Source organism: Bradyrhizobium sp. HKCCYLRH3059 (genome assembly GCF_051168035.1).
Lineage (GTDB): Bacteria > Pseudomonadota > Alphaproteobacteria > Rhizobiales > Xanthobacteraceae > Bradyrhizobium.
The window spans coordinates 24,218-48,973 of sequence record NZ_JBNPUF010000003.1 but is presented as its reverse complement, the minus strand read 5'-3'; the positions used below and the strand labels follow the sequence as shown (position 1 = coordinate 48,973).

At 66.7% G+C, this 24,756-nt stretch carries 24 protein-coding genes; 14 read left to right on the top strand and 10 right to left on the bottom strand.

The window, feature by feature from the left end; genetic code table 11:
• Positions 1–25 precede the first annotated feature (25 nt).
• A complete protein-coding gene (gene proC / locus ACQR13_RS10955; RefSeq protein WP_434862823.1) occupies positions 26–850 on the top strand; it encodes a pyrroline-5-carboxylate reductase in 825 nt (274 codons plus the stop codon).
• Positions 851–869: 19 nt separating this feature from the next.
• On the opposite strand, the gene ACQR13_RS10950 is transcribed toward proC, so the two are convergent.
• Together ACQR13_RS10950 and ACQR13_RS10945 are read right to left on the bottom strand one after the other, a co-directional pair.
• On the bottom strand, positions 870–2,186 hold the full coding sequence (locus tag ACQR13_RS10950) for a TAXI family TRAP transporter solute-binding subunit (protein WP_434862822.1): 1,317 nt from the start codon (positions 2,184–2,186) through the stop codon (positions 870–872).
• Between the two features lie 310 nt (positions 2,187–2,496).
• Complete coding sequence (locus ACQR13_RS10945; RefSeq protein WP_315714056.1) at positions 2,497–3,735, bottom strand: MFS transporter; 1,239 nt, start codon at positions 3,733–3,735, stop codon at positions 2,497–2,499.
• A gap of 170 nt (positions 3,736–3,905) precedes the next feature.
• Between ACQR13_RS10945 and ACQR13_RS10940 the strand changes: the two genes are divergently transcribed.
• From ACQR13_RS10940 to ACQR13_RS10900, 9 genes are all read left to right on the top strand, one after another.
• On the top strand, positions 3,906–4,373 hold the full coding sequence (locus tag ACQR13_RS10940; protein ID WP_434862821.1) for a hypothetical protein: 468 nt from the start codon (positions 3,906–3,908) through the stop codon (positions 4,371–4,373).
• Between the two features lie 69 nt (positions 4,374–4,442).
• Positions 4,443–4,733 carry a hypothetical protein gene (locus ACQR13_RS10935; protein ID WP_316193557.1) on the top strand — a complete coding sequence of 97 codons (291 nt, stop codon included), beginning with the start codon at positions 4,443–4,445 and terminating at the stop codon, positions 4,731–4,733.
• A gap of 10 nt (positions 4,734–4,743) precedes the next feature.
• A complete protein-coding gene (locus ACQR13_RS10930; RefSeq protein ID WP_315752702.1) occupies positions 4,744–6,156 on the top strand; it encodes a TolC family protein in 1,413 nt (470 codons plus the stop codon).
• Positions 6,157–6,169: 13 nt separating this feature from the next.
• On the top strand, positions 6,170–7,504 hold the full coding sequence (locus ACQR13_RS10925; RefSeq protein WP_316193556.1) for a multicopper oxidase family protein: 1,335 nt from the start codon (positions 6,170–6,172) through the stop codon (positions 7,502–7,504).
• Between the two features lie 47 nt (positions 7,505–7,551).
• On the top strand, positions 7,552–8,010 hold the full coding sequence (locus tag ACQR13_RS10920) for a cupredoxin domain-containing protein (protein WP_316193555.1): 459 nt from the start codon (positions 7,552–7,554) through the stop codon (positions 8,008–8,010).
• Between the two features lie 95 nt (positions 8,011–8,105).
• Complete coding sequence (locus ACQR13_RS10915) at positions 8,106–8,402, top strand: copper-binding protein (RefSeq protein ID WP_434862820.1); 297 nt, start codon at positions 8,106–8,108, stop codon at positions 8,400–8,402.
• 182 nt (positions 8,403–8,584) lie between these two features.
• Positions 8,585–8,878 carry a DUF1330 domain-containing protein gene (locus ACQR13_RS10910; protein ID WP_434862819.1) on the top strand — a complete coding sequence of 98 codons (294 nt, stop codon included), beginning with the start codon at positions 8,585–8,587 and terminating at the stop codon, positions 8,876–8,878.
• A gap of 353 nt (positions 8,879–9,231) precedes the next feature.
• Positions 9,232–11,463, top strand: a complete 2,232-nt coding sequence (locus tag ACQR13_RS10905) for a tetratricopeptide repeat protein (RefSeq protein ID WP_434862818.1) — start codon at positions 9,232–9,234, stop codon at positions 11,461–11,463.
• Between the two features lie 347 nt (positions 11,464–11,810).
• Complete coding sequence (locus tag ACQR13_RS10900) at positions 11,811–12,980, top strand: TAXI family TRAP transporter solute-binding subunit (RefSeq protein WP_316186709.1); 1,170 nt, start codon at positions 11,811–11,813, stop codon at positions 12,978–12,980.
• A gap of 21 nt (positions 12,981–13,001) precedes the next feature.
• Here ACQR13_RS10900 and maiA read toward each other — a convergent pair whose 3' ends face one another.
• Both maiA and ACQR13_RS10890 read right to left on the bottom strand, forming a co-directional pair.
• Entirely contained in the window at positions 13,002–13,673 is a 672-nt protein-coding gene (gene maiA / locus ACQR13_RS10895) for a maleylacetoacetate isomerase (RefSeq protein WP_315752695.1), read from the bottom strand.
• Positions 13,674–13,754: 81 nt separating this feature from the next.
• On the bottom strand, positions 13,755–14,102 hold the full coding sequence (locus tag ACQR13_RS10890) for a MerR family transcriptional regulator (RefSeq protein WP_315752694.1): 348 nt from the start codon (positions 14,100–14,102) through the stop codon (positions 13,755–13,757).
• A gap of 85 nt (positions 14,103–14,187) precedes the next feature.
• Between ACQR13_RS10890 and ACQR13_RS10885 the strand changes: the two genes are divergently transcribed.
• Positions 14,188–15,198 carry a zinc-dependent alcohol dehydrogenase family protein gene (locus tag ACQR13_RS10885; protein ID WP_434862817.1) on the top strand — a complete coding sequence of 337 codons (1,011 nt, stop codon included), beginning with the start codon at positions 14,188–14,190 and terminating at the stop codon, positions 15,196–15,198.
• 228 nt (positions 15,199–15,426) lie between these two features.
• Here ACQR13_RS10885 and ACQR13_RS10880 read toward each other — a convergent pair whose 3' ends face one another.
• The gene (locus tag ACQR13_RS10880) at positions 15,427–15,942 is read right to left on the bottom strand and encodes a cytochrome family protein (protein ID WP_315752692.1); all 516 of its coding nucleotides are present in this window, start codon (positions 15,940–15,942) and stop codon (positions 15,427–15,429) included.
• 33 nt (positions 15,943–15,975) lie between these two features.
• Positions 15,976–16,188, bottom strand: a complete 213-nt coding sequence (locus ACQR13_RS10875; RefSeq protein WP_434862816.1) for a hypothetical protein — start codon at positions 16,186–16,188, stop codon at positions 15,976–15,978.
• A gap of 729 nt (positions 16,189–16,917) precedes the next feature.
• Between ACQR13_RS10875 and flhA the strand changes: the two genes are divergently transcribed.
• Together flhA and ACQR13_RS10865 are read left to right on the top strand one after the other, a co-directional pair.
• A complete protein-coding gene (flhA, locus tag ACQR13_RS10870; RefSeq protein WP_315714040.1) occupies positions 16,918–19,044 on the top strand; it encodes a flagellar biosynthesis protein FlhA in 2,127 nt (708 codons plus the stop codon).
• A gap of 372 nt (positions 19,045–19,416) precedes the next feature.
• A complete protein-coding gene (locus tag ACQR13_RS10865) occupies positions 19,417–19,617 on the top strand; it encodes a hypothetical protein (protein ID WP_315714039.1) in 201 nt (66 codons plus the stop codon).
• A 131-nt stretch (positions 19,618–19,748) separates the two neighbouring features.
• On the opposite strand, the gene ACQR13_RS10860 is transcribed toward ACQR13_RS10865, so the two are convergent.
• The 4 genes from ACQR13_RS10860 to fliI form a co-directional block, all read right to left on the bottom strand.
• A complete protein-coding gene (locus ACQR13_RS10860; protein WP_434862815.1) occupies positions 19,749–20,741 on the bottom strand; it encodes an anti-sigma factor in 993 nt (330 codons plus the stop codon).
• Positions 20,742–20,792: 51 nt separating this feature from the next.
• Complete coding sequence (locus ACQR13_RS10855) at positions 20,793–21,341, bottom strand: sigma-70 family RNA polymerase sigma factor (RefSeq protein WP_315714037.1); 549 nt, start codon at positions 21,339–21,341, stop codon at positions 20,793–20,795.
• A 153-nt stretch (positions 21,342–21,494) separates the two neighbouring features.
• Complete coding sequence (gene fliJ / locus ACQR13_RS10850; protein ID WP_315714036.1) at positions 21,495–21,914, bottom strand: flagellar export protein FliJ; 420 nt, start codon at positions 21,912–21,914, stop codon at positions 21,495–21,497.
• Between the two features lie 109 nt (positions 21,915–22,023).
• Positions 22,024–23,346 carry a flagellar protein export ATPase FliI gene (gene fliI, locus ACQR13_RS10845; protein WP_315714035.1) on the bottom strand — a complete coding sequence of 441 codons (1,323 nt, stop codon included), beginning with the start codon at positions 23,344–23,346 and terminating at the stop codon, positions 22,024–22,026.
• 440 nt (positions 23,347–23,786) lie between these two features.
• On the opposite strand from fliI, the gene ctrA reads away from it, so the two are divergent.
• Entirely contained in the window at positions 23,787–24,488 is a 702-nt protein-coding gene (ctrA, locus tag ACQR13_RS10840; protein ID WP_012046382.1) for a response regulator transcription factor CtrA, read from the top strand.
• Positions 24,489–24,756: the final 268 nt, after the last annotated feature.

The window sequence follows — 24,756 nt, the reverse complement described above, 5'->3', positions numbered from 1 at the left end:
CGCAGGGACGACAGCGGAGTGCGTCGTGACATCAGCGGACAACAACCTGCTTCATCTCACCGGCACCATCGTGCTGGCCGGCGCCGGCAAGATGGGCGGGGCGATGCTGACCGGGTGGCTGGCCGGCGGCCTTGATCCCGCGCGCGTGGTCGTGATCGAGCCGATGCCGTCGGCCGAGATCACGGCGCTAAAGGCCCAAGGCGTCCGCCTCAATCCGACGGCGACTGCGCCGGCCGAGGTCGTCATCGTTGCCGTCAAGCCGCAGATGTTCCCCGACGCCGGCCCCGCCTTGAAGCCGTGGGTCGGCGACGCGACGCTGGTGCTGTCGATCATGGCGGGGACGACGATCGCCGGCTTGCAGCAAACGATCGGCGGCGCGGTCGTGCGCGCGATGCCGAATACGCCCGCCGCGATCGGCCGCGGCATCACCGTGGCCGTGCCGGCCGGCAACGTCAGCGCCGCGCAGCGCGGGCTGACGGACGCGCTGCTGCGTGCCACCGGCGCAGTGGAATGGGTCGACGAGGAGGCGCTGATGGACGCGGTGACTGCCGTGTCCGGCTCGGGGCCCGCCTATGTGTTCCTGCTCGCCGAGGAGCTCGCCCGCGCCGGCGTCGCCGCCGGCCTGCCCGAGTCCCTGGCGACGAAGCTCGCGCGCCACACCGTGTCGGGCGCCGGCGAGCTGCTGCGCCAATCGGACCTGCCGTCCGCCACCCTGCGCCAGAACGTCACCTCGCCGGGCGGCACCACTGCCGCGGCGCTGTCGGTGCTGATGGGAGCCGACGGCTTCCAGCCGCTGCTGACAAAGGCGGTCGCGGCGGCCACGGCGCGTTCGAAAGAGCTCGCGAAGTAGACAACCGCGAGCTGACAGCTCAGCGCGACGGCGTCGGCGGCCCGCCATGCTGCTGGCGCCATTGCAGGAACTGGCGGAACAGCGCGCTGCGCTCAGCCGGATCGTTCGACAGCTGTCCCCCGCTCTGGCGCACGAAGCTCTCGAACTGGGTCTGGCGCACGTCGGCGACCTGCGGCCGCGGCACCATGTTGTGCGCCAGCAGCCACTCTTCCGCGGCCTTGAACCGCTTCCAGTTCGGGATGGCGGCGACGATGCTCGACTCCCGCCATTTCGGATGCCGCGGCGGCTTCATGAACTCGTCGTAGTTGGCGAAGAACGCCTCGACGAAGCGCGCCACCTTTCGGTAGCGCTCGGTATTCTCCGGCCAATTGTAGCTGACGAGCAGCATGCCGATCGCCACCGTCTCGATCGTCTCGCCGGGGTTGAGCAGGTTCGGATATTCCTCGGAGGACAATGTCGTCGGCAGATAGAGGTCCTGCAGCCGGCGGTCGTAGGGGATCGTCACCAGGTGCAGCGCGCGGTTGTCGTTCCTGATGGTGCGGGCGAGCTGGAACACCTTGCCGGTGGAGACGATGTAGGCGTCCGCGTCGCCATCGATCAGCTTCTGGATCGATTTGGCGTCATCGGTCGCGTAGTCGAATGACGCCGTCAGGCCGAGCCGGTTGAAGATCACGCGCGCGGAATAGAAGCCGACATCGGTCGGCGCGATGACGCGCTTGCCGTTGAGATCGAAGATCGAGCGGATCGAGGAGCGCGCGATGACATGGATCTCGTTGTGATAGAGCCGCGCGATGTAGCGGAGTTGCGAGGTGATGTCGGGAATGCCGTATTGCAGGCGGTAGAATTCGGGCACGTCGGCGGCGACCGCGCCCATGTCGATGCTCTTCAGGAACAGAATATCCGAGACGTTGCGCACCGGTCCCTTGCCGAGCACCGGCAGCACGCGGACATTGGTCTGATCATCGAGCACGCGCGCCATGTCCGAGCCGAACACGGAGGTGGCGCCCCCGGCCGGCGCGGTGATGATGGTGACGGTGCCGTCGTTGACGTCGGTCGGGTTGGGCAGCCGCCACACGTCCGGCCCGCTGCCGGGCGCGGGCGACAGCGACGCCGGCAGGCCGGCGGGACGTGGCGGCGCGGGGATCACGGGCGCGCCGTTCGGCCGGGCGGCCGGGGCGACGGGCACGATGATGGAGCGGGTCGCTGCCGGGCGCGGCGGCTGCGGCGGTTGTTGTTGCAGCTGCGGCCAGGCCTGCGCCGATGCCTGGCTCAGCATGAGTCCGGCTGCGAGCGCGGCGAGCGCGACTTGCGAAGCTGCCTTCGTGACGATGGACATAGCGCAACGGCCTCCTGCACCATCGCGATGCCGCCGCAGCGTTCTCGACCCGTCCGGAGCATTCACCTCGAGGCCTGCCTGCGTCAGGCATGCGACGGGCGACCGCGGCCTCGGCTGAGACCTCGCGACAACCAACCTCGCGATGCGGAGCGCGCCCGAGGCCAAATGGCCGCGATCGGCTCCGATCGAGTTCCATAGTTGCGTGACGTGATTCGATCGATTTGCGGCGGCCGCCGGGATTTTGTATGACGACGTGCATATAAGCCGGATATTGGGCTCCGGCTGTGGCTCTCGTGCAACGCCTCTTGTTTCAGGCTGCCAGCCGGTGTTGCCGTCGTGCCAGGATCAGCAGCGTCACGACGATGGCCAAGTTCAGGCCATTCCACGCGATGCCGTTGGCGAAGGCCGCCGAATAGGACCCCGTGGCGTCGAAGATGACGCCCGAGACCCAGCCGCCGAACGACATGCCGAACACCGAGGCGAAGATGATGATGCCGACTCGGGTGGCGGCCTCGCGCGCCGGCATCGCCTCACGCACGATGATCGCATAGCTCGGTACGATGCCGCCCTGGAACAGGCCGAACATGCCCGATATCAGATAGAGCGACGTCAGGCCGTCGAAGAACAGATAGAACAGCAGCGCAAAACCCTGCGCCAGCGAGCCGATCAGCAAGGTTCTGACGCCGCCGATGCGATCGGCGAGAAAGCCGGAGCCGATCCGGCTGACGATGCCGAGCGCCATCATCAAGGACAGCATCTGCGCGCCGATGGCGACGCCGTAGCCGAGATCGCCGCAATAGGCGACGATGTGCACCTGCGGCATCGCCATCGCCACGCAGCAGGCGATCGCGGCGACGCTGAGCAGCACCGTCAGCGCATTGGTGGAGATCGGCAGCTCCAGTTGCGGCGGCGCCGCGCTGGCATGATTCTGCGCGCCGGCGCCATCCATGCGGGCGCGCAACACCAGGAGCAGCGCGCTCATCGTCACCGCGCAGAACACACCGAGCGCGACATGGCTGGCGCGCCAGCCGATCTGCTGCACGCCCCAATTCACCAGCGGCGGCCATACCGTGCCGGCGACGTAGTTGCCGGAGGCGACGATGGTGACGGCGAGGCCGCGATAGCGCACGAACCAGTGCGACGCCTCCGCCATCAGCGGCGCGAAGGTGACGGACGAGCCGAGTCCGACGAGGAAATACACCGCCTGAAACTGCCACAGCGTCACCGAGGCGCCGGCGAGCAGATAGGCCGCGGCCGTCGTCGCGATGCTGAGCGCCATTGCGGTGACGATGCCGAAGCGGTCGGTGATCCGGCCGACGATGACGCCGCCGAGGCCGAAGCCGAACATCGTCAGCGTGTAGGCCAGCGAGACCGCGCCGCGGCTGGCGGCGAACTCGGCCTGCACGACCGGCAGAACGACGACGACGGTCCACATCCCCGCGCCGCCGATGGAACCGATGACGAGCGCAAGCGCCAGCCGCGCCCAGGCCTGGCGCGAGTCCGGAATGAAATGAGGCGCTTGCTCGAATCTTGTATTGGGTCCGTGCACGATTTCAGCAACTTCGTTGCCGCACCGCATCAGGTCAAGCCACATTGCTGCGGCAATGGGCATGCAGAAGCAGCGCAACAGGAGGGATCTGCACGATCACGGTTCGGCCCTCTTGGCGGCGCAACGCTTTATCATTAGGTTGCGCGCCGGATTGGAGTGATTGGCCGCGCATGTCGTTGGGACTGACACGAAAGATGCTGATGGTGGCAGGACGGCTGCTCGTCCTTGCTTACCTCGTCTGCGTGGTCAGCCCCGGCGTGGCGCTCGCGCTCGGCGCGGGGGTGGCGCCCTGTCTCGACGAGACCGTCGTTGGCGCTGTGGTCTCGCCTCATGATGCGGCTCGCCACGAGATGGTCATGACGGCGATGCCGCAGACCGTTGCGGCGCAGGCCCATCATCATGCTCATCCTGTCGCCGACGCCGGAATGCACGCTCCAGCTTCCGCGCCGTCGCACCACGATCATGGCAAGATGCCGGGTCCGTGCTGCGCCATGATGTGCGCCGTGGGCCTGGCCGCCACGCTGCCGGCAGTCGCCCTCCCCGCCCGCCTCGCTGCCACCGGCGTCGTTGCGCGCGACGAAGGCCTGCCCGGCCGCACGCCGCCGCGCCTGTACCGTCCCCCCATCGTCCTGGCCTGAGCGAACGATCCCGGCTTCGCGCGCAAACGACGCGCGGCCGCTCGCGTTTCATCAGACCAAGGATACCTCATGTTGTCGCAATCCAGGGCGACGCCCGCTGCCGCATGTCCGGCGCGGCGCAGCCTGCCATTCTCCGTCGTCGCCGGCGCATTGACGCTGCTTGCCGCGACGAGCCTCGCCGCCTGCCAGCCGCGCACGGTCGCGTTAGCCGGGGCTGATCCGGCCGATCCGGCGGCGAACGCTGCGCCCGTGCGCATGTCGGGCGTCGTCAGGCCCTACACGCCGCTGCGCCCGGCCGCGCCGGCCGCATGGGGCCAGCGCACCGACCCCGGCGCACCGCGCCCTGAGCCGAGCCGCTAAGGAGCGCCACATGCAGGGGACCATCAGGCTCGCGGCGCTCGCCGCAGCACTTGCGCTCGCAGGCTGCGCCTCGTTCTCGCCGGACGGCGGCATGAGCGCCGTCGCGGACATCGCCGGCCACATCACCGGCAAGGAGGTCGCCTCGGTGAGAGGCGATGACGATGCTGAGCGCGTCCGCGCTGCGACGCGCCGGCTGCTCGCCCGGCCCTTGTCGGCCGATGCCGCCGTGCAGGTCGCGCTGTTCAACAACAAGGGCCTGCAGGCCGCCTACAACGCCCTCGCGCTCAGCGAGGCGGACATGGTGGAGGCCAGCCTGCCGCCCAACCCGACCTTCTCCCTGATGCGCATCAGCGGCGACGGCGCGCTGGAGGCCGAGCGTCAGGTCGCCGGCGACATCCTGGCGCTCGCCACCTTGCCGCTGCGCTCGGAGATCGCGCGCGAGCGGTTTCGCCAGGCACAATTGAAGGCCGCGCTGGCGACACTGCGGCTCGCCGCGGAGGTCCGCCGCGCGCATGTGCGCGCCGTCGCCGCCAACGAGCTGGTGGCCCTGCTCGTCGAGGCGCAATCGGCCGCGGAGGCGACCGCGAAGCTCGCCTCGAAGCTCGGCGAGACCGGCGCGCTCAACCGGCTCGATCAGGCGCGCGAGCAGGTGTTCTATGCCGAGACCACGGCCGAGCTCGCCACCGCCCGCCGTGCCGCAGGAAGCGCCCGCGAGCGGCTGATCCGTCTGATGGGCCTGTGGGGCGACGATCTGAATTTCCGCCTGCCCGATCGGTTGCCGGCGCTGCCGCGCCGCCCGCTGAGCCAGCCCTTCGTCGAGGCCGATGCCGTCGGCCATCGCATCGATCTGCAGGTCGCCCGCCTCGAGCTCACGGCGCTCGCCACCGCGCTGCAGCTCAGCGAGGCCACGCGCTTCGTCACCCTGCTCGATCTCGCCGGCCTCGACCGCAAGACCGTCGAGCCCGACGGCCGCATCATCCGTGAACGCGGCTACGACGTGCAGTTCCAGATCCCGATCTTCGACGGCGGCGAGGTCCGCGTGCGGCAGGCGGCCGAGACCTACAACATCGCCTTCAACCGCCTGACCGAGCGCGCCGTCACCGTCCGCTCCGAGGCGCGCGACGCCTATCGCAGCTACCGCGCGGCCTTCGACATCGCCGGCCATTACGCCCGCGAGGTGCTGCCGCTGCGCCGGATCATCAGCGAGGAGATGCAGCTGCGCTATTCCAGCATGCAGGTCGACATCTTCGCGCTGCTGCTCGAGGCGCGGCAGCGCCTGGCCTCGCGCCGCGCCGCGATCGACGCCGTCAGAGACTTCTTCCTCGCCGAGGCCGAGCTGTCGGCCGCCGTCAACGGCGGAGTCGCGAGCGGCGAAGACAGCGCACAGCAGACCGCGAGCGCGCTCGCGCCAAGCAACGACTGAGAGGAGAGCCAACATGTTGTCCCGCCGAACCCTGCTCGGCTCCGCGGCGCTGGCCGGCGCCTCCGCCGTCTCCGGCCGCGTCCAGGCTGCCTCCATTCCGGAGGCGCCGACCATGGACAAGGCCGTGATGCAGCCGCCGTTGCATCCCAGCGCCGGCCCGGACTATCAGCCCGTGGTCACGCTCAACGGCTGGTCGCTGCCGTTCCGCATGAACGGCGACTGGAAGGAATTCCATCTCGTCGCCGAGCCGGTCACACGCGAGTTCGCGCCCGGCATGACCACGCATCTGTGGGGCTACAACGGCCAATCGCCGGGCCCGACCATCGAGGCGGTCGAGGGCGACAAGCTCCGCATCTTCGTCACCAACAGATTGCCGGAATATACCACCGTACATTGGCATGGCGTGATCCTGCCCTGCGGCATGGACGGCGTCGGCGGCCTGACGCAGCCGCACATCAAGCCCGGCAAGACCTTCGTCTACGAGTTCGAGATGAAGCATGCCGGCACCTTCATGTATCACCCGCACGCCGACGAGATGGTGCAGATGGCGATGGGCATGATGGGCATGATCGTCGTGCATCCGCGCGACAACCTGCCGCCGCCGGTCGACCGCGACTTCGTGTTCGTGATGTCGACCTACCGCATCGAGCCCGGCAGCTATCTGCCGAAGGTCAACGAGATGACCGACTTCAACATGTGGACCTGGAATGCGCGGGTGTTTCCCGGCATCGATTCCTTGCCGGTGCGGCTCGGCGATCGCGTCCGCATCCGCATCGGCAATCTCACCATGACCAACCATCCGATCCACCTCCACGGCCACAAGTTCAAGGTGATCGGCACCGACGGCGGCTGGCTTCCCGAAACGGCGCAATTCCCGGAGACCACGACCGACGTGCCGGTCGGCGCGGTGCGCGTGCTCGACTTCACCGCCGACAACCCCGGCGACTGGGCGTTCCATTGCCACAAGTCGCATCACACGATGAATGCGATGGGCCACGACATGCGCAACCTGATCGGCGTACCGCGCAAGGAGCTGGCCGCCGCCGTCGGCAAGCTCGCGCCCGACGGCATGGTGATGGGCAACACCGGCATGGCGATGGGCAACATGGAGATGCCGGCCCCCGACAACACGCTGCCGATGATGACCGGCAGCGGCCAGTTCGGGCCGATCGAGATGGGCGGCATGTTCACGACCGTGAAGGTGCGCGAGGGCCTCGCCCGCGACGACTACCGCGATCCCGGCCCGTATCAGTTTCCCAAGGGCACTGTGGCCTATGAGGTCGCAAGCGCGCCGGAGCCGGTGCGGCGAAGCGACGGCACACCGACGCAGGTCCGCACCCAGCGCTGAATTCACCAAACACCGCATCAACCGACGACCACCATCAGGAGATATCCATGAAGACTGCATTCGCGATCAGCGCAATGGCGGCGGCCGCTCTGATCGTAGCACCGGCCCGTGGCCATGAGCAGCACGGATCGCGCGGCTATTCCGCCGGTGAGCCGGGTGATCCCAAACAGCCGTCACGCACCATCGAGGTGCTGCTGAGCGAGATGGAGTTCACGCCGGCGCGCATCGAGGTGAAGCGCGGCGAGCAGATCCGCTTCGTGCTGCGCAACACCGGCAAGGAGGATCACGAGTTCCTGCTCGCCACCAAGGCCGAGAACCTGAAGCACGCCGCGGTCATGAAGAAGCACCCGCATATGGAGCACGACGAGCCCAACGGCGCCCGGCTCGCGCCGAACAAGACCGCCGAGCTGCTGTGGCGGTTCACCAAGCCCGGCACGTTCGAATATTCCTGCCTGATCCCGGACCACCGCGAGTACGGCATGACCGGCCACGTCGCCGTGAAGTGACGGATGAAGCCGTCCCGACAACGCGTAGGGCGGATCATCGCCGCGTCATCCGCCCTACGCCTCGCCATGAGTTCACCAGTAGAAGGAAACACATCATGAAGTCGTTCTCTCAGCTCGCGACCGCCGCCGCGTTGGTTCTCGCTCTCGCGACCCCTGCCCTCGCCGCCGAGGCCATCAGCGGCGACGTCAAGAAGGTCGATGAGGCCAACGCCAAGATCACGCTCCACCACGGCCCGGCCAAGAGTCTTGGCATGGACGGGGCGATGACCATGGTCTACCGCGTCAAGGACGCCGCGCTGCTGAAAGGCCTCAAGGCCGGCGACAAGGTGAAGTTCGAGGCGGTCGAGGACGCCTCCGGCTACACGGTGACCAAGATCGAGAAGGGCAAGTAGGCGGCAGCGTTTCGAGCCGTCCCGTTCTTCACCGCTGTTCCGGGGCGCGCGCGGCGACGACGTCGCCGGACAGCGCGAGCCCGGAATGACGTGCGGATGGATCAGGCCACGAACCGGTGGCCGGATGGGTTTGCTTTCCAAGTTCGGATCGTATGATCGCGGCTCCCTGCGCGGAGCATGCCATGAAAGCCTATCTCGTCCTCGACCTCGCCGTTCACGACTTCGCGGCGTTCAAGGTCTACATCGAACGGATCCCCGCCTTCATCGCGAGGCATGGCGGCCGCTACATCGTCCAGGGCGCAGTGCCCACGCCGGTCGAAGGCGGCTGGACGCCAGAGCGCATCGTAATCCTGGAATTCCCGTCGCGCCAGCACGCCACCGACTTCCTCGGTGATCCCGAGATCCAGGACCTGTTCGCGATCCGTCACCGCGCCACGTCGAGCCGGTTGGTGCTGGTCGACGGCTGCGCGGAGTGAGCGCTGCAATGTTGTGCCGGAAGGCTGTACCGAGCCAAGGAGGCGCCCTATCGTCGGCGTGACATCCGCAGCTGGCGGATCACGCGGCGCTGATCCGCCCTGCGCGAACTGCCCCGTCGCTCCCTGGGCATTCGCGGGCGCGACAAGTTCCCTCCGTCCTCCCGTTAACCATTTGCTAACCATGGCGCGGGCAAGCTTCGCCGCGTCGCGCTGCGCGTGGCCGGCGACCGGACGACCACAGGACATCCTGGGCTTTGCTGCCGCCGGGCATGGCGGCGGCCCGGTTGCCGGCCGCAGCGCGCCGCTGCGGCGTCCGACGCCATGCCGTCCTGTCTGTCCGGAGACCCAAGTCCTTGAGCACCGTCGGTTCGCGCGCCTTCCAGAAGGCGCGGCAGGAAAAGAAGCAGAAGAAGCTCGTCGAGACGCAGCTGACGACGGCGTACAAGGCCTTCCAGGCCGGACGCCAGGCGGAGGCGCAGGCGCTGTGCGCGAAGCTGCTGCAGGAGGTCCCCGGCTGCTTCGATGCCATGCATCTGCTCGGCGTGTCGCTGGTGTCATCGGCACGCTTCGCCGAGGCCACCGCCTTCCTGGCGCAGGCCGTCGCGATGGAGCCGAATTCCGCCGACGCGCAGTCCAATCTCGGCTGGGCGCTGATCAATTGCGAGCGCTACGCGGAGGCGCGCGCGGCGCTGGAGCGATCGCTGGCGCTGCGCCCGAATGCGCCGATCACCTTGCGCAACCTCGCAATCGCGCTGCTGCGGCTCGGACAGGGCGAGGCCTCGCTCGCGGCCGCGACCCGCGCCCTCGAACTCAAGCCGGACGACGTCGATGCCTGGTGCAATCGCAGCGTCGCCGAGCTGATGCTGCGGCGGTGGGACGCCGCTGCCGCCAGCGCCGAGCGCGCGCTGGCCTTCAGCCCGAACCATTTCGAGGCCACGGTCAACAAGGGCCTCGCCCATCTCGAGCTGCACCATTTCGAGCTGGCGGAAGCGACCTTCAATGCGGCGCTGGCGGCACGCCCGGCCCACGCCGAGCTGCGGGCGCATCGCGGCCGGCTCTACATGATCTCCGGACGCACGGCGGAAGCCGAAGCCGATTTCGACGCCGCCGTGACGCTCGATCCCAATCTGCAACTGGGATGGCAGGGCAAGGCGCAGATCTGCATCCTCAACGGCAACGTCGCGCAGGCGATGGCCGCCTGCAAGCGCGTGCTCGACACCAATCCGAAGGCGCAGGTCGCGCTCACCCTGCTCGGCGCCTGCCGCGGCCGGCTCGGCGACGTCGCAGGCGCCATCGCCCAGTTCGACCAGGCGCTCGCGGTGCAGCCGGACTATGACGAGGCGATCACCAAGAAGATCTTCTATCTCGACTTCCTGCCCGGCGCCGACTTCGCGGTCCAGCAGGCGGCGCGGCAATATTGGTGGATGGCGGTCGGCTCCAGATTCCCGCGCCGCAAGCTTGCGCCGCGTTCGCTCGATCCCGACCGGCGCATCGTCGTCGGCTACGTCTCGGCCGACTTCCGCATGCATTCGGCGGCCTTCGCCTTCCTGCCCGTGCTGCGCGGCCACGACAAGTCGCAGGTTCAGGTCAACTGCTACTCGACCTCGCCGCGACACGATTCCTACACCGCGACGTTCCAGTCGATCGCCGACGTCTGGGTCGAGGCCTCGAGCCTGTCCGACGACGAGCTCGCCGACCGCATCCAGGCCGACGGCGTCGACATCCTGGTCGATCTCTCCGGCTACACCACGGGCACGCGCATGCCGGTGTTCGCGCGCAAGCCGGCGCCGATCCAGGTTACGGCCTGGGGCAGCGGCACCGGCACGGGCCTTGCCACGATGGACTACTTCTTCGCCGATCCGGTCACGGTGCCCGAGAGCGTCCGGCCGCTGTTCGCCGAGCACGTCCACGACCTGCCGTCGGTGATCACGATCGATCCGGTGCTCGACGTTCCGCCGTCGCCGCTGCCGATGCTGACGAACGGCTACGTCACCTTCGGCGTCTACAACCGCATCGACAAGATCTCCGACGCGGCGATCGCGCTGTGGGCACGGCTGCTCGCCGATATCCCCGACGCGAAGCTCGTCGTCAAGCATCTCGCGCTGAACGATCCCGCGGTGCGCGACGGGCTGCTCGCCCGCTTCGTCGCACACGGCGTGCCCGAGGCGCGCATCCTCTGCCTCGGCGCCAGCGAGCGCGTCGAGCATCTCAAGTCCTACGAGCGCATCGACATCTCGCTCGACCCGTTCCCGCAGAACGGCGGCATCTCGACGTTCGAATCGCTCTACATGGGCGTGCCGGTCGTCGCCAAGCTCGGCGCCGGCGCGGCCTCGCGCGCCGCCGGCGGCATCCTGACCGCGGCCGGCCTCGCCGACTGGGTCGCCGGCGATGATGACGGCTACATCCGGATCGCCAAGAGCTTTGCCGCGCAGCCCGAGCTGCTGGCGAAGCTGCGGCCCGAACTACCCGGCCTGGTCGCGCGCTCGGCGGCTGGCGACGTCGCCAACTACACGCGCTGCGTCGAAGCCGGCTATCGGCAGTTCTGGCGGGACTATTGCGCCAAGGGAAGCAAGGCCGGCGCCTGATCGCGCCGTGCCAAGGCCTCGATCTCGCAGCAGCCCTCGACGACCGATCGCACGAACGTCCGGCTTCGACCGCCCCCTGCAACCGCAAGCTGCATCGATTTCCGCTGTGCCATTTTGGCCGCGTGCGATGAGGCGACGACTCTCGGACTGATACCACGGCGTTTCTCCGTCCAGACCAAGGCGCAATCAAGCCCATGGCTTTTTGGTGGCGAGGATGCGCCTCGCAGCAGCTCCGGTTGCGCCCAACCGGCGAGTAGTAGACCTCATTCCTCAACCAAGGAGATAATGCGCGAAAATCGGCCGCGCCTCGCGATCGCCGTGTGGCCGGCAACGGAGGAATTTGGGGCATGCGGGTCGCGTTGTTGAGTTGCGTCGTTGCGGCGGGATTGAGTCTGGCGGCACCGTTGCTGCCGGCCATGGCACAGACGGCGCGGACCGGAAGGCCGGCGGCGGCAACGGCCGCTGCGGCCGGCGAAGGCGGCAAGCTGCAGGAGTCCAACGAATGGACGGTCGGCGTCGCCGGCGGCCTGCTCGAAGGCACCAACATCCGTTTTGCCGCCGAGATGGCCAAGGTGCTCGACGACCGCCCGAACCTGCGCGTGCTGCCGATGGTGACCTACGGCGCGCTCGGCAACATCGAGGACCTGCTGTATCTGCGCGGCGTCGACGTCACCATCACCTCGGCCGACGTGCTCGACGAGTTCGTCCGCAACGGCACGCTCGCCAACATCAAGAACCGGATCCGCTACATCTGCTCGTTCTACATCAACGAGATGCATGTCTACGTCCGCCCGGAGATCAGGACGCTGGAGGATCTCGCCGGCAAGAAGGTCTCCTTCAACACCGTGGGCAGCGCCGCCAACCTCACCGGCGGCATCGTGTTCGACCGGCTCAAGATCGGCGCGGAAAAGGTGTTCATCAACAATTCGGTGGCGCTGGAGAAGATGCGCAGTGGCGAGATCGCCGGCGTCGTCCACGTCACGGGCAAGCCGACCGACCTGTTCGCCAAGTTCAAGCCCGAGCCGGGCTTCCACTTCCTTCCGATTCCGTTTGCGCGCAGCCTGCAGGACTACTACGTGCCGACCAAGCTGACCTCGCAGGACTATCCCAATCTGCTCAAGCCCGGCGAGAGCGTCGAGACGATCGGCGTGCCGCAGGTGCTGGCGGTCTACAACTGGCCGCCGGAGACCGAGCGCTACCGCCGCGTCGCGCGCTTCGTCGACTATCTGTTCAAGCGGTTCGACCAGTTCAAGCAGCCGCCGTTCCATCCGAAATGGAACGAGATCAACCTCGCCTCCTCGCTGCCCGGCTGGACCCGCTTCCGCGCCGCGGAGGAGCTTTTGGCCAGCACGCGCCCGCCGCAGGCCGACGGCGCCGCCATCAAGCAGCAGTTCGACGAGTGGATGAGCACGCGGGCGCCGACCGGCGGCCGGCGGATGAGCGAGGACGAGACCAGGGTCCTGTTCGAGCAGTTCCGCGACTGGATGAAGCGGGACGGCGGCCAGCCGGCGCGATAGCGCCGATGGTCGTGGCGTCGACTACGACACCGCCGGCTTGCGGCGCAGCGCCGCCGGCGTGTCGGGTTGCGCCAGCGGATGGGCGGACGCGAACGCCGGCAGCGCCATCGCGGCCTCGACGACGCGCTGCACCGTCGGCGTCGCGGCGAGGTCGAGGCCTTTATTGCGCGCGAAGACGGCGTGGCCGGCGAGGCAGATGTCGGCCATCGTCGGCGCATCGCCATGGCAGAACCGGCCGGTCGCGACATGGCCTGCAAGCTGGGCCTCGATCGCGACCAGCATCTCCGACGCCCAGTGCCTGAGCCAGGCCGCGCGCGCCGCGTCGTCCACGTGCAGCACCTCGGTGAGATAGCGCTGCACCCGCGGCGTCGTCAGCGGATGCGCATCGCAGGCGATCATCGCCGCCAGCGCCCTCACCCGCGCGCGCCCCTTGGCATCGGCAGGCAGCAGCGCAGCGCCCGGACAGGCTTCGTCGAGATATTCGAGGATCGCCAGCGACTGCGTCAGCACGGTGCCGTCGTCGAGCACCAGCGCCGGCAGCGCCATCTGCGGGTTGAGCGCGGCATAGGCCTCGTCGCGATGCTGCTGCCGGTCGACATCGACCGCGACCTGCTGATAGGCGATGCCCTTGAGGTTGAGCGCGATGCGCACGCGAAAGCTCGCCAGCGACTGCCAGAACGAATAGAGCTTCATGCGGGTCCCCCTGGGCGGGCGAGTGAATGTCGACGTCTTCGATCGATCCGTCGCCCACGGTCGACATTCGATATCCGGCGATCAGTTCACGCTCGAGATGAAGCCTGCGAGAATCGTCCGGCTCTGGCTGAGTGCCTCGATGCGTTGATCGATGATGCCGACCTGCTGCGCCAGTATTCTTCGCAAATTGTCGCAAGGCCTGAAATCTGGACGGTTGTTGCGCACGCAGGGGAGCAACTGCTTGATCGTCTCGAGCGTCATGCCGGCGGAGCCGAGCAGTTTGATCCGGCGCACGGCTTCCTCGTCCGCCGGCCCGTAGTCGCGGTAACCGGACGAGGTTCGGTGCGGCGCAAGCAAGCCTTCGTCCTCGTAGTAACGCAGCATCCGGATGCTGACTCCCGTCCTCCGGGAAAGTTCGCCGATCTTCACCTGAAAACCTCTTGACCCTGACAGCGCTGTCAGACCTTACAGATCGTGCTCATCCAAGTGGAGTCCCCTTGTGACGGGAGCAACGATGAAAGCCTATCATTTGAATGGCCATGCGGGCGCGGGTCGCCTGGTGCGCACCGACGTCATCAAACCCGAACCCGCCCCTGGCGAGGTCCGCATTCGGGTCGAGGCGGCAAGTCTCAACTACCGCGACCTCCTGATCCTCGACCGAGCGGGTGAAGGCGGTTTCGACCGCCGCGTCCCGCTCTCCGACGGCGCAGGCATCGTTGATGCCGTAGGCTCCGATGTCGTTCAATGGCGCCCGGGCGACCGTGTGGCCGCATCGTTCTTTCGCGATTGGATTTCCGGGCCGTTCAAGGCGAGCTATGTTCCGTCAGCCCTCGGCGGCAGCACGATGGATGGCATGCTGGCGGAGTACGTGGTGCTGCCGGCGACGGCGCTGGTCCCCGTGCCGGCGCACCTCACGTCGATCGAAGCCGCGACCCTGCCCTGTGCCGGCGTGACGGCCTGGCACGGCCTCATCACCCGTGGCGGAATGGGCAAGGCCGACACGCTGCTGGTCCAGGGAACCGGCGGCGTCGCGCTGTTCGGCCTTCAGTTCGCGGCCGCGCTGGGCGCGCGCGCGATCGTCATCTCGTCCTCGGATGAGAAGCTCGCCCGCGCCCAGGCGCTCGGCGCCTCGATCCTGATCAACTACCGCGACACGCCCGATTGGGATGTCGCCGTGATGAAAGCGACGGATGGCGAAGGCGCCACGCATGTCCTCGAGCTCGGCGGCCCCGGCACCTACGACCGATCGCTGCGGTCGGTCGCTTCGGGTGGCAAGATCGTCCAGATCGGTGTCTTGACGGGGTTCGGCCCCAAGCCCGACCTCGCCCGCCTGCAGTGGGAGAATGCCGACATCATCGGCGTCACCGTGGGTTCGGTCGAACATTTCACGGCGATGAATCGATTCCTGTCCGAACACGCGATCCACCCGATCGTCGATCGGGTCTACGACTTTGACGACGCTCCCGAAGCGTTCGCCCGTCTCCGGTCCGGCTCGCATTTCGGCAAGATCGTTGTGAAGCTGTAGGCGAGAGGATGTGAGCACTTCGCCGATCTGCGACGCCGGAAACCGCATCCCCCCGGAGTTGGCACCTGCCAACAAAGACCGGCCGGAAGTCTCTCCGGGTTGGAATCAACCCACACGAGAAGGCGAGGGGTCGATCACGCTCGCTGATCCGCACACGCGTCCTTTGGCCCCGGCCGGCAGCAGCGCCGGACGACGCGTGACCGATCGTGCCTCGCCGTCCGCCCGCTGTCACTCCGCGCCGGCTGTGAAGTCCTGGTCGGCAACGCTGGCGGTCTGCGGCACCTTGATGACCACGGCGGCGCGATTGAGCGCCTGGTGGCAGGAATTGCAGGCGGCGGTGAGGTCGGCATAGGAGCGCTCGAAGCGGCCGATGTCCTTCTGCTTGATGGCCTGCGCCAGTTCGTCGAACGGCTGCTGTGTCACGGCCGTCGTCATGTCGGCAAACGAATTGCCCTCGACCAGTGGCTGCGCCCGGCTGACGCGGTTGAACGCGCCCTTGAGATTGCCGAGCTCATAGGCGCTGAACGCCCAGTTGCCGCTATGGCCGGCGATCCAAAGCCTGAGATGGCGCGGCTGGATGGTCGCGATCATCAGGTCGCTGACGGTCGGCAGGTAGGCCGGCGCCGGGGTCGGTGTCGGCGTCTCCGCCCTGGGCGCGGCGACCGCGATGAGCGATGCAAGCCCGGCAAGGCCAGCGGCCGTCGCTGTCAGCCGCAGACCATGGGGGAGCTTCTGTCGACGCATTTTCGGTTCTCCTGAATTCAATTTAGAAACGTTCTAAAGAGCAACATCCCCCGCCGCCAATCGCAAACGCTGATCGCAGCGATCAGAAAAACTTGATGCCGCGCGCCGCGCGACACGCACGATATGGACACATTGCTCGGCGCCACGCGCGCAACCGGACGACGCGCAAGCGCCGAGACCCGGGTCAGCAGAAAACCTGAATTTTGATTTGGCGAAATATTCCTGTTTCATTTTTTCCGAAATCATGTATATGATCTCCCATCCTGCTTCCGCCGGAGGGGCGTGTCGCGACCGTCACGAGACGTGGGAGGTGGGATGCGATGGGCGCAGGGAATCGCAGCGTGGCTTGTGGCCGCGCGGACGAACGGTTCGTTGCGCACGGCGAAGTCGTGCGGTCCTGATACCCCGACGCTGGTATCAAGCGGGTGGCGGTGCTCACGCATTGCGCCTGTGATGGTGGCCAACAAGCCCGGCGCACCAGGGAGACCACGTATAAGCCGTTCCAACCGTCGCGCAGGGAGGGCCGGGTGATTCGGCCAGACCTGTGGTGACTGCCGCCTGCTTTTTTTGCTGCAGGCGGGCCACGGGCGCGGCCGGCGCCCGGCCTTCCCTGCGCCCTCCATCCGATCGAGGGCGGACCTGACGCACAACTCGGGCGCACGGCGCCGCGAGACCGCGGGCGCACGCCAACCAAGCTGATGCAGGAGACCGACCGATGCAGACCAGCGCCTGGCACGCCGAGTGCGCCGCTCTCCTGCCCCCCGCAACCCTTTGTTAACCGCCATTAACCGAACGCTAACCAACCACCGGGCAAAAATTGCCGGGTGGAATGTGCGTGTCGTGGTTGGGTGCAGTTGACGGAGGAGACCTTCCGTGGACGCCGGCGCGGTACCTCAGTTTCGGAACGGCGGCCCTGCGGCCGTCGCGCAGTCGTTTGGGGCCGGCACACGCGGCCCGCGAGAAGGGGCGAAAGCCATGGTCGACGTCACGGCGGGTCAGGGGGTCGGATCTCCGGCCGGCGGGTTCTCATTCGCTGACCTCAAGACAGCAGTCCTGCGCGGCGACATCGCGCTGGCGCTCGGCATCCTCACCATCCTGGTGGTGCTGATCCTGCCGCTGCCCTCGCTGGTGCTCGATCTGTTCCTGGCGATCTCGATCACCCTGTCGATCCTGATCCTGATGACCGCCTTGTTCATCCAGGCGCCACTGGAATTCTCATCCTTCCCCACCATCCTGCTGATCTCGACGATGCTGCGGCTGTCGCTGAACCTGGCCTCGACCCGGCTGATCCTGTCGCGTGGCCACGAGGGCACCGATGCCGCCGGCCACGTCATCGAGGCGTTCGGCAACTTCGTGATGAGCGGCAATTTCGTCATCGGCATCATCGTGTTCGCCATCCTGGTGACGGTGAACTTCGTCGTCATCACCAAGGGTTCGGGCCGCATCGCCGAGGTCGCGGCGCGTTTCCATCTGGACTCCATGCCCGGCAAGCAGATGGCGATCGACGCCGACCTCTCCGCCGGCCTGATCGACGAGAAGGTCGCCAAGATCAGGCGCAAGGAGCTGGAGGACGAAAGCGGCTTCTTCGGCGCCATGGACGGTGCCTCCAAATTCGTCCGCGGCGACGCGGTCGCCGGCCTGCTCGTCGTCTTCATCAACATCATCGGCGGCATCATCATCGGCGTCGCCCAGCAGGGTCTCGGCTTTGCCGAGGCCGCCCGCACCTACACCACGCTGACCGTCGGCGACGGCCTCGTCACCCAGGTGCCGGCGCTGATCGTCTCGACCGCCGCGGGCCTCCTGGTCTCCAAGGCCGGCGTCAGCGGTGCCGCCGACAAAGCGCTGATCAAGCAGTTCTCGGGCTATCCGCAGGCGCTCGGCATGTCGGCCGCCGTGATGCTGGTGCTGGCGCTGCTGCCGGGCATCCCGACCCTTCCGTTCCTGGCGCTCGGCGGCGGCGCCGCCGCGCTCGCCCTCAAGGCGCGCAAGCAGAAGGAGGTCGCGAAGGCCGAGGAGGTCGCCGCGGCTGCAGCGCCGGCGGCGGCTGCCACCGCCGCGGCCGCCGAGGAGCCGATCTCGGCCGCGCTCAAGATCGACGACCTCAAGATCGAGCTCGGCTATGCGCTGCTGCCGCTCGTGAATGCGCCCGACGGCACCGACCGCCTGACCGACCAGATCAAGGCGTTGCGCCGGTCGCTGGCGATCGAGATGGGTTTCGTGATGCCGTCGGTGCGCATCCTCGACAACGTCCAGCTCGAGGCCAACACCTACATCATCAAGATCAAGGAGGTCGACGCCGGCTCCGGCAAGATCTGGCCGAGCCAGTTCATGGTCATGGACCCCGGCGGCAACCAGGTCGCGGTGCCCGGCATCCACACGACGGAGCCGACCTTCGGCCTGCCCGCCACCTGGGTCGACGCCGGCCTGAAGGAAGAGGCGACGCTCAAGGGCTACACGGTCGTCGACGCGGCGACCGTGCTGTCGACGCATCTGACCGAGCTGCTCAAGGCCAACATGAGCGACCTGCTGTCCTACGGTGAGGTGCAGAAGCTCCTGAAGGAGCTGCCGAAGGAGCAGAGCGAGCTGGTCAAGGACATCGTGCCGACGCAGATCACGATTTCCGGCATCCAGCGCGTGCTGCAACTGCTGTTGTCGGAGCGGATCTCGATCCGCGACCTCTCGACCATCCTCGAAGGCATCGCCGACGCGCTCGCGTTCTCGCGCAACCCGGCAACGATCGTCGAGCACGTGCGCGCCCGCCTCGCCCGCCAGATCTGCGCCCAGAACACCTCGCCGATGGGCTACCTGCCGCTGATCGCGCTGTCGGCGAGGTGGGAGCAGGCGTTTGCGGAATCGCTGATCGGCCAGGGCGAGGAGCGCAGCCTCGCGATGCAGCCGTCGAAGCTGTCGGAGTTCATGACCGCGACGCGCGATGCGTTCGAGCGCGCCGCACGCGAAGGCGAATCGCCGGTGCTGGTGACGTCGGCGGCGATCCGGCCCTTCGTCCGCTCGCTGGTCGAGCGCTTCCGCGCCCAGACCACGGTGCTGTCGCAGGCCGAGATCCATCCGCGCGCGCGGCTGAAGACGGTGGGGAGCGTGTGAGGGTTGACGTTGCGGAACCGCAGAATTCCGGGCGCGTTTGATCGGCGGGGCCGGCGCGAGGCGTCGGCTTTTGCCGTTTTTACCGGCGGACCACCCCTTGCTTTACCGCCACAGGCAAACGAATTCTTAATTTTGCGTTAGGTGGCTGAAATTTCATCCGCATACCGAACAACTAATCAAACTATTGATATATCTGCATAAATATGAGTTTTATCGACTTTCGATCGCGAGACATCACGCCTTATCACACACTTGTGATGTGGCCTACGAAACAGAATTGAGGTTTCCTACGTTAGTTCACGCGAGACGATGAACCGGAAAGCCCCCGGCTCACACGAATCAGCGAAGGACGGAAGACGGCAGGAGGCTTCCATGAACCACTCGATTTACAGCGCGGATCGTACGACCCACCTCAAGATCGTGGTGGTTGCGCTCGTGGCTGGCATCGCAGTGGCCGGCCTCGGCATCTCCGCCCGACTGAATGCGGAGCCGAACTACGCGCAGACGGCAAAGGTCCTCAAGGCCGGCAAGCCGGTCGTGGTAACGAGCTCGGAGATGTCGGTGGTTCGCTGACAGGAATTCCCGGAATTCACGCGGTTCTCACAGCCCCCCAACTGGCCGCGTGGATATGTAGTAGACCCAACCCCAAGTCGACTACTGAAAACGCCCGCTCCCCACGGGCGTTTTCTCTTTTGGGCGTTGAATCACCGCGCCGACGGCACCGTCTCGATCAGCTTGCCGGTAAAAACGATCGGCCCGGTCGCCTGCCCGGTCGGCGACCCGCCCTCCGGCTCGACCGTGACAGCGTAGGTCGCGCGACTCACGGTGTCGGCGTCGTAGGACGAGAGAACGGGACGGCTGGTGAAGTCGCTGCCGCCGATCACGCCGAGCGAGCGCGGCTTCTGCAGCTTGTCGGACACGAGCCACAACTCGAAGCTCTTGCCCGGCTCCGGCGCGGCGCCGACCCGGCGCACGGTGTAGCTCTTGCTGGCGGCATCGACGGTCAGGATGAACGCCGGCGACGCCGCGTCCTTCTGCAGGAGGGCAACGAACTGGGCGGAGGGCTGCGCGACCGGCACCTTGACCTCGACAGTCTGGATCCGCGGCTTCGGCTGCAATGGCCGCGGCAGGAGGTCGGGGCGGTAAACCTGGACACCGACCAGCGCGAGCAGCACGGCCGCGAGCGCGGTCATGATGTTGGCAACCGCGCGCAATTGCCGGACCTTGGACGAGAGCTGAACGACATTGGTGTCGTCGTTCGCGATCTCGCGAGCCGCGAAAGTGCTGCGTGTCGGCGTGATGACCGGCGCCGCGACCTCAGGCTCTGGTTCGCTGACGGGAGACGCATGGATCGGCGCAGCTTCCGCTTCGACAGGCGGGACCTCGGGAGGCGCGGGCTCGGGCTGAGCGGCAACGACCGGAGCCTCGACGATCGTCACCTGTGCAGCCGGCGCGCTCTCCGCGTTCGCGCGCAACCGCGCAATCTCGGCCTTGATGCGCTCCCACAGTTCGGGACGCGGCTCGACCAGCCCGACCATCTGATTGAGCGGACCGAGGCGAAATTCCCACGCCTGGACCAGTGCGACGAAATCCTTGTCGACCGCCATCATGGTCTCGACCTGCGCCCGTTCGGCGGCGTCGAGCGTCCCGAGCGCGTATTCCGCCGCCAGCGCGATATGGTCTTCGCTATACGCCATCACAGGTCCAGGTCACGTCCTACAAGGTCTCTCGCCGGTCCGAACAGCACCTCATCCGAGACCGAGGCATTGGCGGATGTCCATCATGCTCCGCCTCAGCCAGGTCTTCACCGTGTTCACCGGCGCCTCGAACTTGGTCGCCAATTGCTCGCGGCTCCAGCCGTTATAGTAGGCAAGCAGCACGAGCTTCTGGCGGTCGGGCTCGAGCTGGCCGACGCATTCCAAAAGACGCTTGAGCTCCTCCGACATCTCACGGCGCGCCAGCGGATCCGGCGTCTCGGCCGCAACCTCCAGCGCGGAGGGCTCATCCTCCAAAGACAGCTCACCGCGCTTGCGCACCAGATCGATGGCGCGGTTGCGGGCGATGGCGGCCATCCAGGTGATCGGGGAAGAAACGGCCGGGTTGAACTGTGCGGCGTTGTTCCAGACCTTCACATAGGTCTCCTGGACGACCTCCTCGGCGAGGTCCTGTCGGTGCAAGATACGGAGCACGACGCCATAGAGTTTCGCGCGCGTCGCCGCGTAGAGGCGCTCGAAGGCGGCCTCGTCCCCTTTGGCAACAGCGGCAAGCAACCAGACCAGCTCTGCCGGCGTCAGCATTCAGCGTCCCCGAAAATCGCCCCGCTCCCTCGTTCGAGCCTACGTCCTCCCGTAGCACAAGTCCTGGGCAACTCTCCACCGGGGCGGGCGCGACGAAAAACCCGGACCTCGCGGCCCGGGTTTTCGAAAGCGACAGCCGTGACGGCGACAGGCTCAGGCGATGACGCCGAGCCGGGCGCGCATCAGGCCGATAGAGTCCATGTCGGCCTGCTCGCGGGCGCTCTCCTCGGCCTTCTCGCGGGCCTGGTCACGCTCGTCGAGCAGCTCGACCTTTTTCATTTCCTCGAACGCCTCGGACAACGCGGCCTTGGCGTCCTCGAGCTGGGTGCGCAGCTCGTCGGCCGAGCGCGTCAGGTTTTCCCGGCGCTGGATCGCGGCCTTGGCGTAGGTCGGATAGGCAAAATGGGTCGGGTCGTTGATGCCGGCCCGCTCCTGCTCGGTCTGGATCTCCCGCTCGAGCTCGGCCGACATGCGCTGGAAGTCAGCGATCATGCCCTCGATCTGCGTCACCCGGCGGCGTTTCTCATCCACCTGAAATTTCTTCAGACGGATCAGCGTTTCGCGCGACTTCATCGACTCATACTCCCCAGAAGTCCCGTGTACGGCGCGGGACAGGGCCGGCCGCCCTTGCTGGGCTCGCCGACTAGGCTCATTACATGGAGGGGATGATTACCCGACAAAGTTAGCTTTCCGTTTCCAAGCGCCCCAGGATCTGTTCCAGCTCCCGATACCCGTTCTGCAGCGTCGAGACCTCGTCCTTGCGCTGGCGCAGGAACGCCTCCAGCGGCTCGTGCAGCCGGATCGCCTCGTCGACCTCCGGACTGGAACCGGCGCGATAGGCACCGAGCCGGATCAGCTCCTCCATGTCGGCATAGGTCGCCATCACTTGGCGCGCGCGCATGATCGTCGGCAAGAATACGGGGTCGGCCGATTTCGGCATCGTGCGCGACACCGATTTCAGGACGTTGATCGCCGGATAGCGGCCGCGTTCGGCGATCGAACGCTGCATCACCACGTGGCCGTCGAGAATGCCGCGCACCGCATCCGCCACCGGCTCGTTGTGATCGTCGCCATCGACCAGCACCGTGAAGATCCCGGTGATGGTGCCCTCGCCGCTGCCCGGCCCCGCCCGCTCGAGCAGTTTCGGCAGCTCGGTGAACACCGTCGGCGTGTAGCCCTTCGCGGTCGGCGGTTCGCCGGCCGACAGCCCGATCTCGCGCTGCGCCATCGCAAAGCGCGTGACCGAGTCCATCAGACAAAGGACATCCTTGCCCTCGTCGCGAAAATATTCCGAGATCGCGAGCGTCAGATACGCCGCCTGCCTTCGCATCAGCGCCGGCTCGTCGGACGTCGCGACCACGACGACCGAGCGCGCGAGGCCCTCCTCGCCGAGATCGTCCTGCAGGAACTCCTGCACCTCACGGCCGCGCTCGCCGATCAGCCCGATCACCGACACCGCCGCGTCGACGTTGCGCGCCAGCATCGACAGCAGCACCGATTTGCCGACGCCGGAACCGGCGAAGATGCCGAGTCGCTGGCCGCGGCAACAGGTGAGAAAGGTGTTCAATGCACGGACGCCGAGATCGAGCGGCGAGCCGACGCGCCGCCGCGAATGCGCCGGCGGCGGATTGTTCCGATAAGGAACCGGCGAGGCGCCCTGCGGCAGCGGCCCCTTGCCGTCGATCGGCTCGCCCATCGCATTGATGACTCGGCCGAGCCAGGCCGGCGACGGCCGCACCTGATTGGCGGCATTGGCGATCACGGCGCGGCAGCCGCGGCGCACGCCCTCCAGCCCGGCGAACGGCATCACCACGGCATTCTTGCCGGAGAAACCGATCACTTCGGCAGGGATGTAATTGTTGCCGGTCTCGATCACGATGCGCGCGCCGACCGACATCGCATGAATGGGACCGGCGATCTCCACCATGAGTCCCTTCACGCCGACGACACGCCCATAGGTGTTCACGGCGTCGATGTCGCTGATCTGCTCGGCCAGAGCCTTCATTGCGGAAGAGCCTTCATTGCCAAAGCGCCTTCATTGCGAGAGCGAGGCCATTGCACCAGAGCCTTCATTGCGAAAACCTTAAGTAGGGGCAGATTCGCGTCGTCGGTTTAACTCTGTGTTTACTCGCATCATTAATCATTACGTCATGGTCTGGAGTGACTGACGTGCTTCGCTTTGCCGCCCTCAAAAAGCGGTGAGATCCGAGAGTCGGTTAGGTCCATCTCTTAACATGGAGCTTGAACGAGAGCGGCTAAGAAAAACTGCTTCATCGCAACACCTTACGGCGATTCGATAAAAATTGCACGGATAGAGCTTGCGGAGGGGAATCAGGATTTGTTAACCATCTCTCGTCAGGATCCGAATCAGTTGTTCAAAGGCGTTTTGAGTGCCGCAGATGGCGGCCGACCTGACGCCCGGAGCGGCGACTATGGGGAACTGGCATGCGCGTTTTGCTGATTGAGGATGACAGCGCCGTCGCGCAGTCGATCGAACTGATGTTGAAGTCCGAAAGCTTCAATGTCTACACGACTGACCTGGGCGAAGAAGGCGTCGACCTCGGCAAGTTGTACGACTACGACATCATCCTTCTCGACCTCAATCTGCCCGACATGTCCGGTTACGACGTGCTGAAGCAGCTGCGTGTCTCGAAGATCAAGACGCCGATCCTCATCCTGTCCGGCCTCGCCGGCATCGAGGACAAGGTCAAGGGTCTCGGCTTCGGCGCCGACGACTACATGACCAAGCCGTTCCACAAGGACGAGCTGATCGCCCGCATCCACGCGATCGTCCGCCGTTCCAAGGGCCACGCCCAGTCGGTCATCCAGACCGGCGACCTCGTCGTCAACCTCGACACCAAGACGGTCGAAGTCGGCGGCCAGCGCGTGCATCTGACCGGCAAGGAATACCAGATGCTGGAGCTGCTCTCGCTGCGCAAGGGCACCACCCTGACCAAGGAGATGTTCCTCAACCATCTCTACGGCGGCATGGACGAGCCCGAGCTGAAGATCATCGACGTCTTCATCTGCAAGCTGCGCAAGAAGCTCGCCAACGCCTCCGAAGGCCGCAACTTCATCGAAACCGTCTGGGGCCGCGGCTACGTGCTGCGCGAGCCGCACGACATGGACGAACGCATCCCCGCCTGATCTTTCACTGGGTCCACCGGCGGGCCTCACGGCTTGCTCCTCCCAGACTGGGCCCCGCCGCGAATGGCGGGGTTTTTGTTTGTGGGGGTGGTCGAGGCGAGGCGAGGAACGTCGCGCACAGGCTGCGGCTTAGCGAACATTGCACTCCCCTTCTCCGGCGGTTGCGGCGCATCGCCTGTCCCGGCAGGGCAAGCCTGGCAGTCGGGCGCGATCTGCTGCCCCCCATCTCCGTCATTGCGAGGAGCGAAGCGACGAAGCAATCCAGAGT

Excerpts from the sequence above, each read along its gene's own strand:
- ACQR13_RS10915 (WP_434862820.1), top strand. The coding sequence starts at position 8,106 with ATGAAGTCGTTCTCTCAGCTCGCGACCGCCGCCGCGTTGGTTCTCGCT.
- ACQR13_RS10855 (WP_315714037.1), bottom strand. The coding sequence starts at position 21,341 with ATGCTGACGCCGGCAGAGCTGGTCTGGTTGCTTGCCGCTGTTGCCAAA.
- ACQR13_RS10920 (WP_316193555.1), top strand. The coding sequence starts at position 7,552 with ATGAAGACTGCATTCGCGATCAGCGCAATGGCGGCGGCCGCTCTGATC.
- ACQR13_RS10935 (WP_316193557.1), top strand. The coding sequence starts at position 4,443 with ATGTTGTCGCAATCCAGGGCGACGCCCGCTGCCGCATGTCCGGCGCGG.
- ACQR13_RS10940 (WP_434862821.1), top strand. The coding sequence starts at position 3,906 with ATGTCGTTGGGACTGACACGAAAGATGCTGATGGTGGCAGGACGGCTG.
- ACQR13_RS10900 (WP_316186709.1), top strand. The coding sequence starts at position 11,811 with ATGCGGGTCGCGTTGTTGAGTTGCGTCGTTGCGGCGGGATTGAGTCTG.
- maiA (WP_315752695.1), bottom strand. The coding sequence starts at position 13,673 with ATGAAGCTCTATTCGTTCTGGCAGTCGCTGGCGAGCTTTCGCGTGCGC.
- ACQR13_RS10860 (WP_434862815.1), bottom strand. The coding sequence starts at position 20,741 with ATGGCGTATAGCGAAGACCATATCGCGCTGGCGGCGGAATACGCGCTC.
- ctrA (WP_012046382.1), top strand. The coding sequence starts at position 23,787 with ATGCGCGTTTTGCTGATTGAGGATGACAGCGCCGTCGCGCAGTCGATC.
- fliJ (WP_315714036.1), bottom strand. The coding sequence starts at position 21,914 with ATGAAGTCGCGCGAAACGCTGATCCGTCTGAAGAAATTTCAGGTGGAT.
- ACQR13_RS10925 (WP_316193556.1), top strand. The coding sequence starts at position 6,170 with ATGTTGTCCCGCCGAACCCTGCTCGGCTCCGCGGCGCTGGCCGGCGCC.
- flhA (WP_315714040.1), top strand. The coding sequence starts at position 16,918 with ATGGTCGACGTCACGGCGGGTCAGGGGGTCGGATCTCCGGCCGGCGGG.
- ACQR13_RS10950 (WP_434862822.1), bottom strand. The coding sequence starts at position 2,186 with ATGTCCATCGTCACGAAGGCAGCTTCGCAAGTCGCGCTCGCCGCGCTC.
- ACQR13_RS10875 (WP_434862816.1), bottom strand. The coding sequence starts at position 16,188 with ATGATTTCGGAAAAAATGAAACAGGAATATTTCGCCAAATCAAAATTC.
- fliI (WP_315714035.1), bottom strand. The coding sequence starts at position 23,346 with ATGAAGGCTCTGGCCGAGCAGATCAGCGACATCGACGCCGTGAACACC.
- ACQR13_RS10880 (WP_315752692.1), bottom strand. The coding sequence starts at position 15,942 with ATGCGTCGACAGAAGCTCCCCCATGGTCTGCGGCTGACAGCGACGGCC.
- ACQR13_RS10910 (WP_434862819.1), top strand. The coding sequence starts at position 8,585 with ATGAAAGCCTATCTCGTCCTCGACCTCGCCGTTCACGACTTCGCGGCG.
- ACQR13_RS10865 (WP_315714039.1), top strand. The coding sequence starts at position 19,417 with ATGAACCACTCGATTTACAGCGCGGATCGTACGACCCACCTCAAGATC.
- ACQR13_RS10885 (WP_434862817.1), top strand. The coding sequence starts at position 14,188 with ATGAAAGCCTATCATTTGAATGGCCATGCGGGCGCGGGTCGCCTGGTG.
- ACQR13_RS10930 (WP_315752702.1), top strand. The coding sequence starts at position 4,744 with ATGCAGGGGACCATCAGGCTCGCGGCGCTCGCCGCAGCACTTGCGCTC.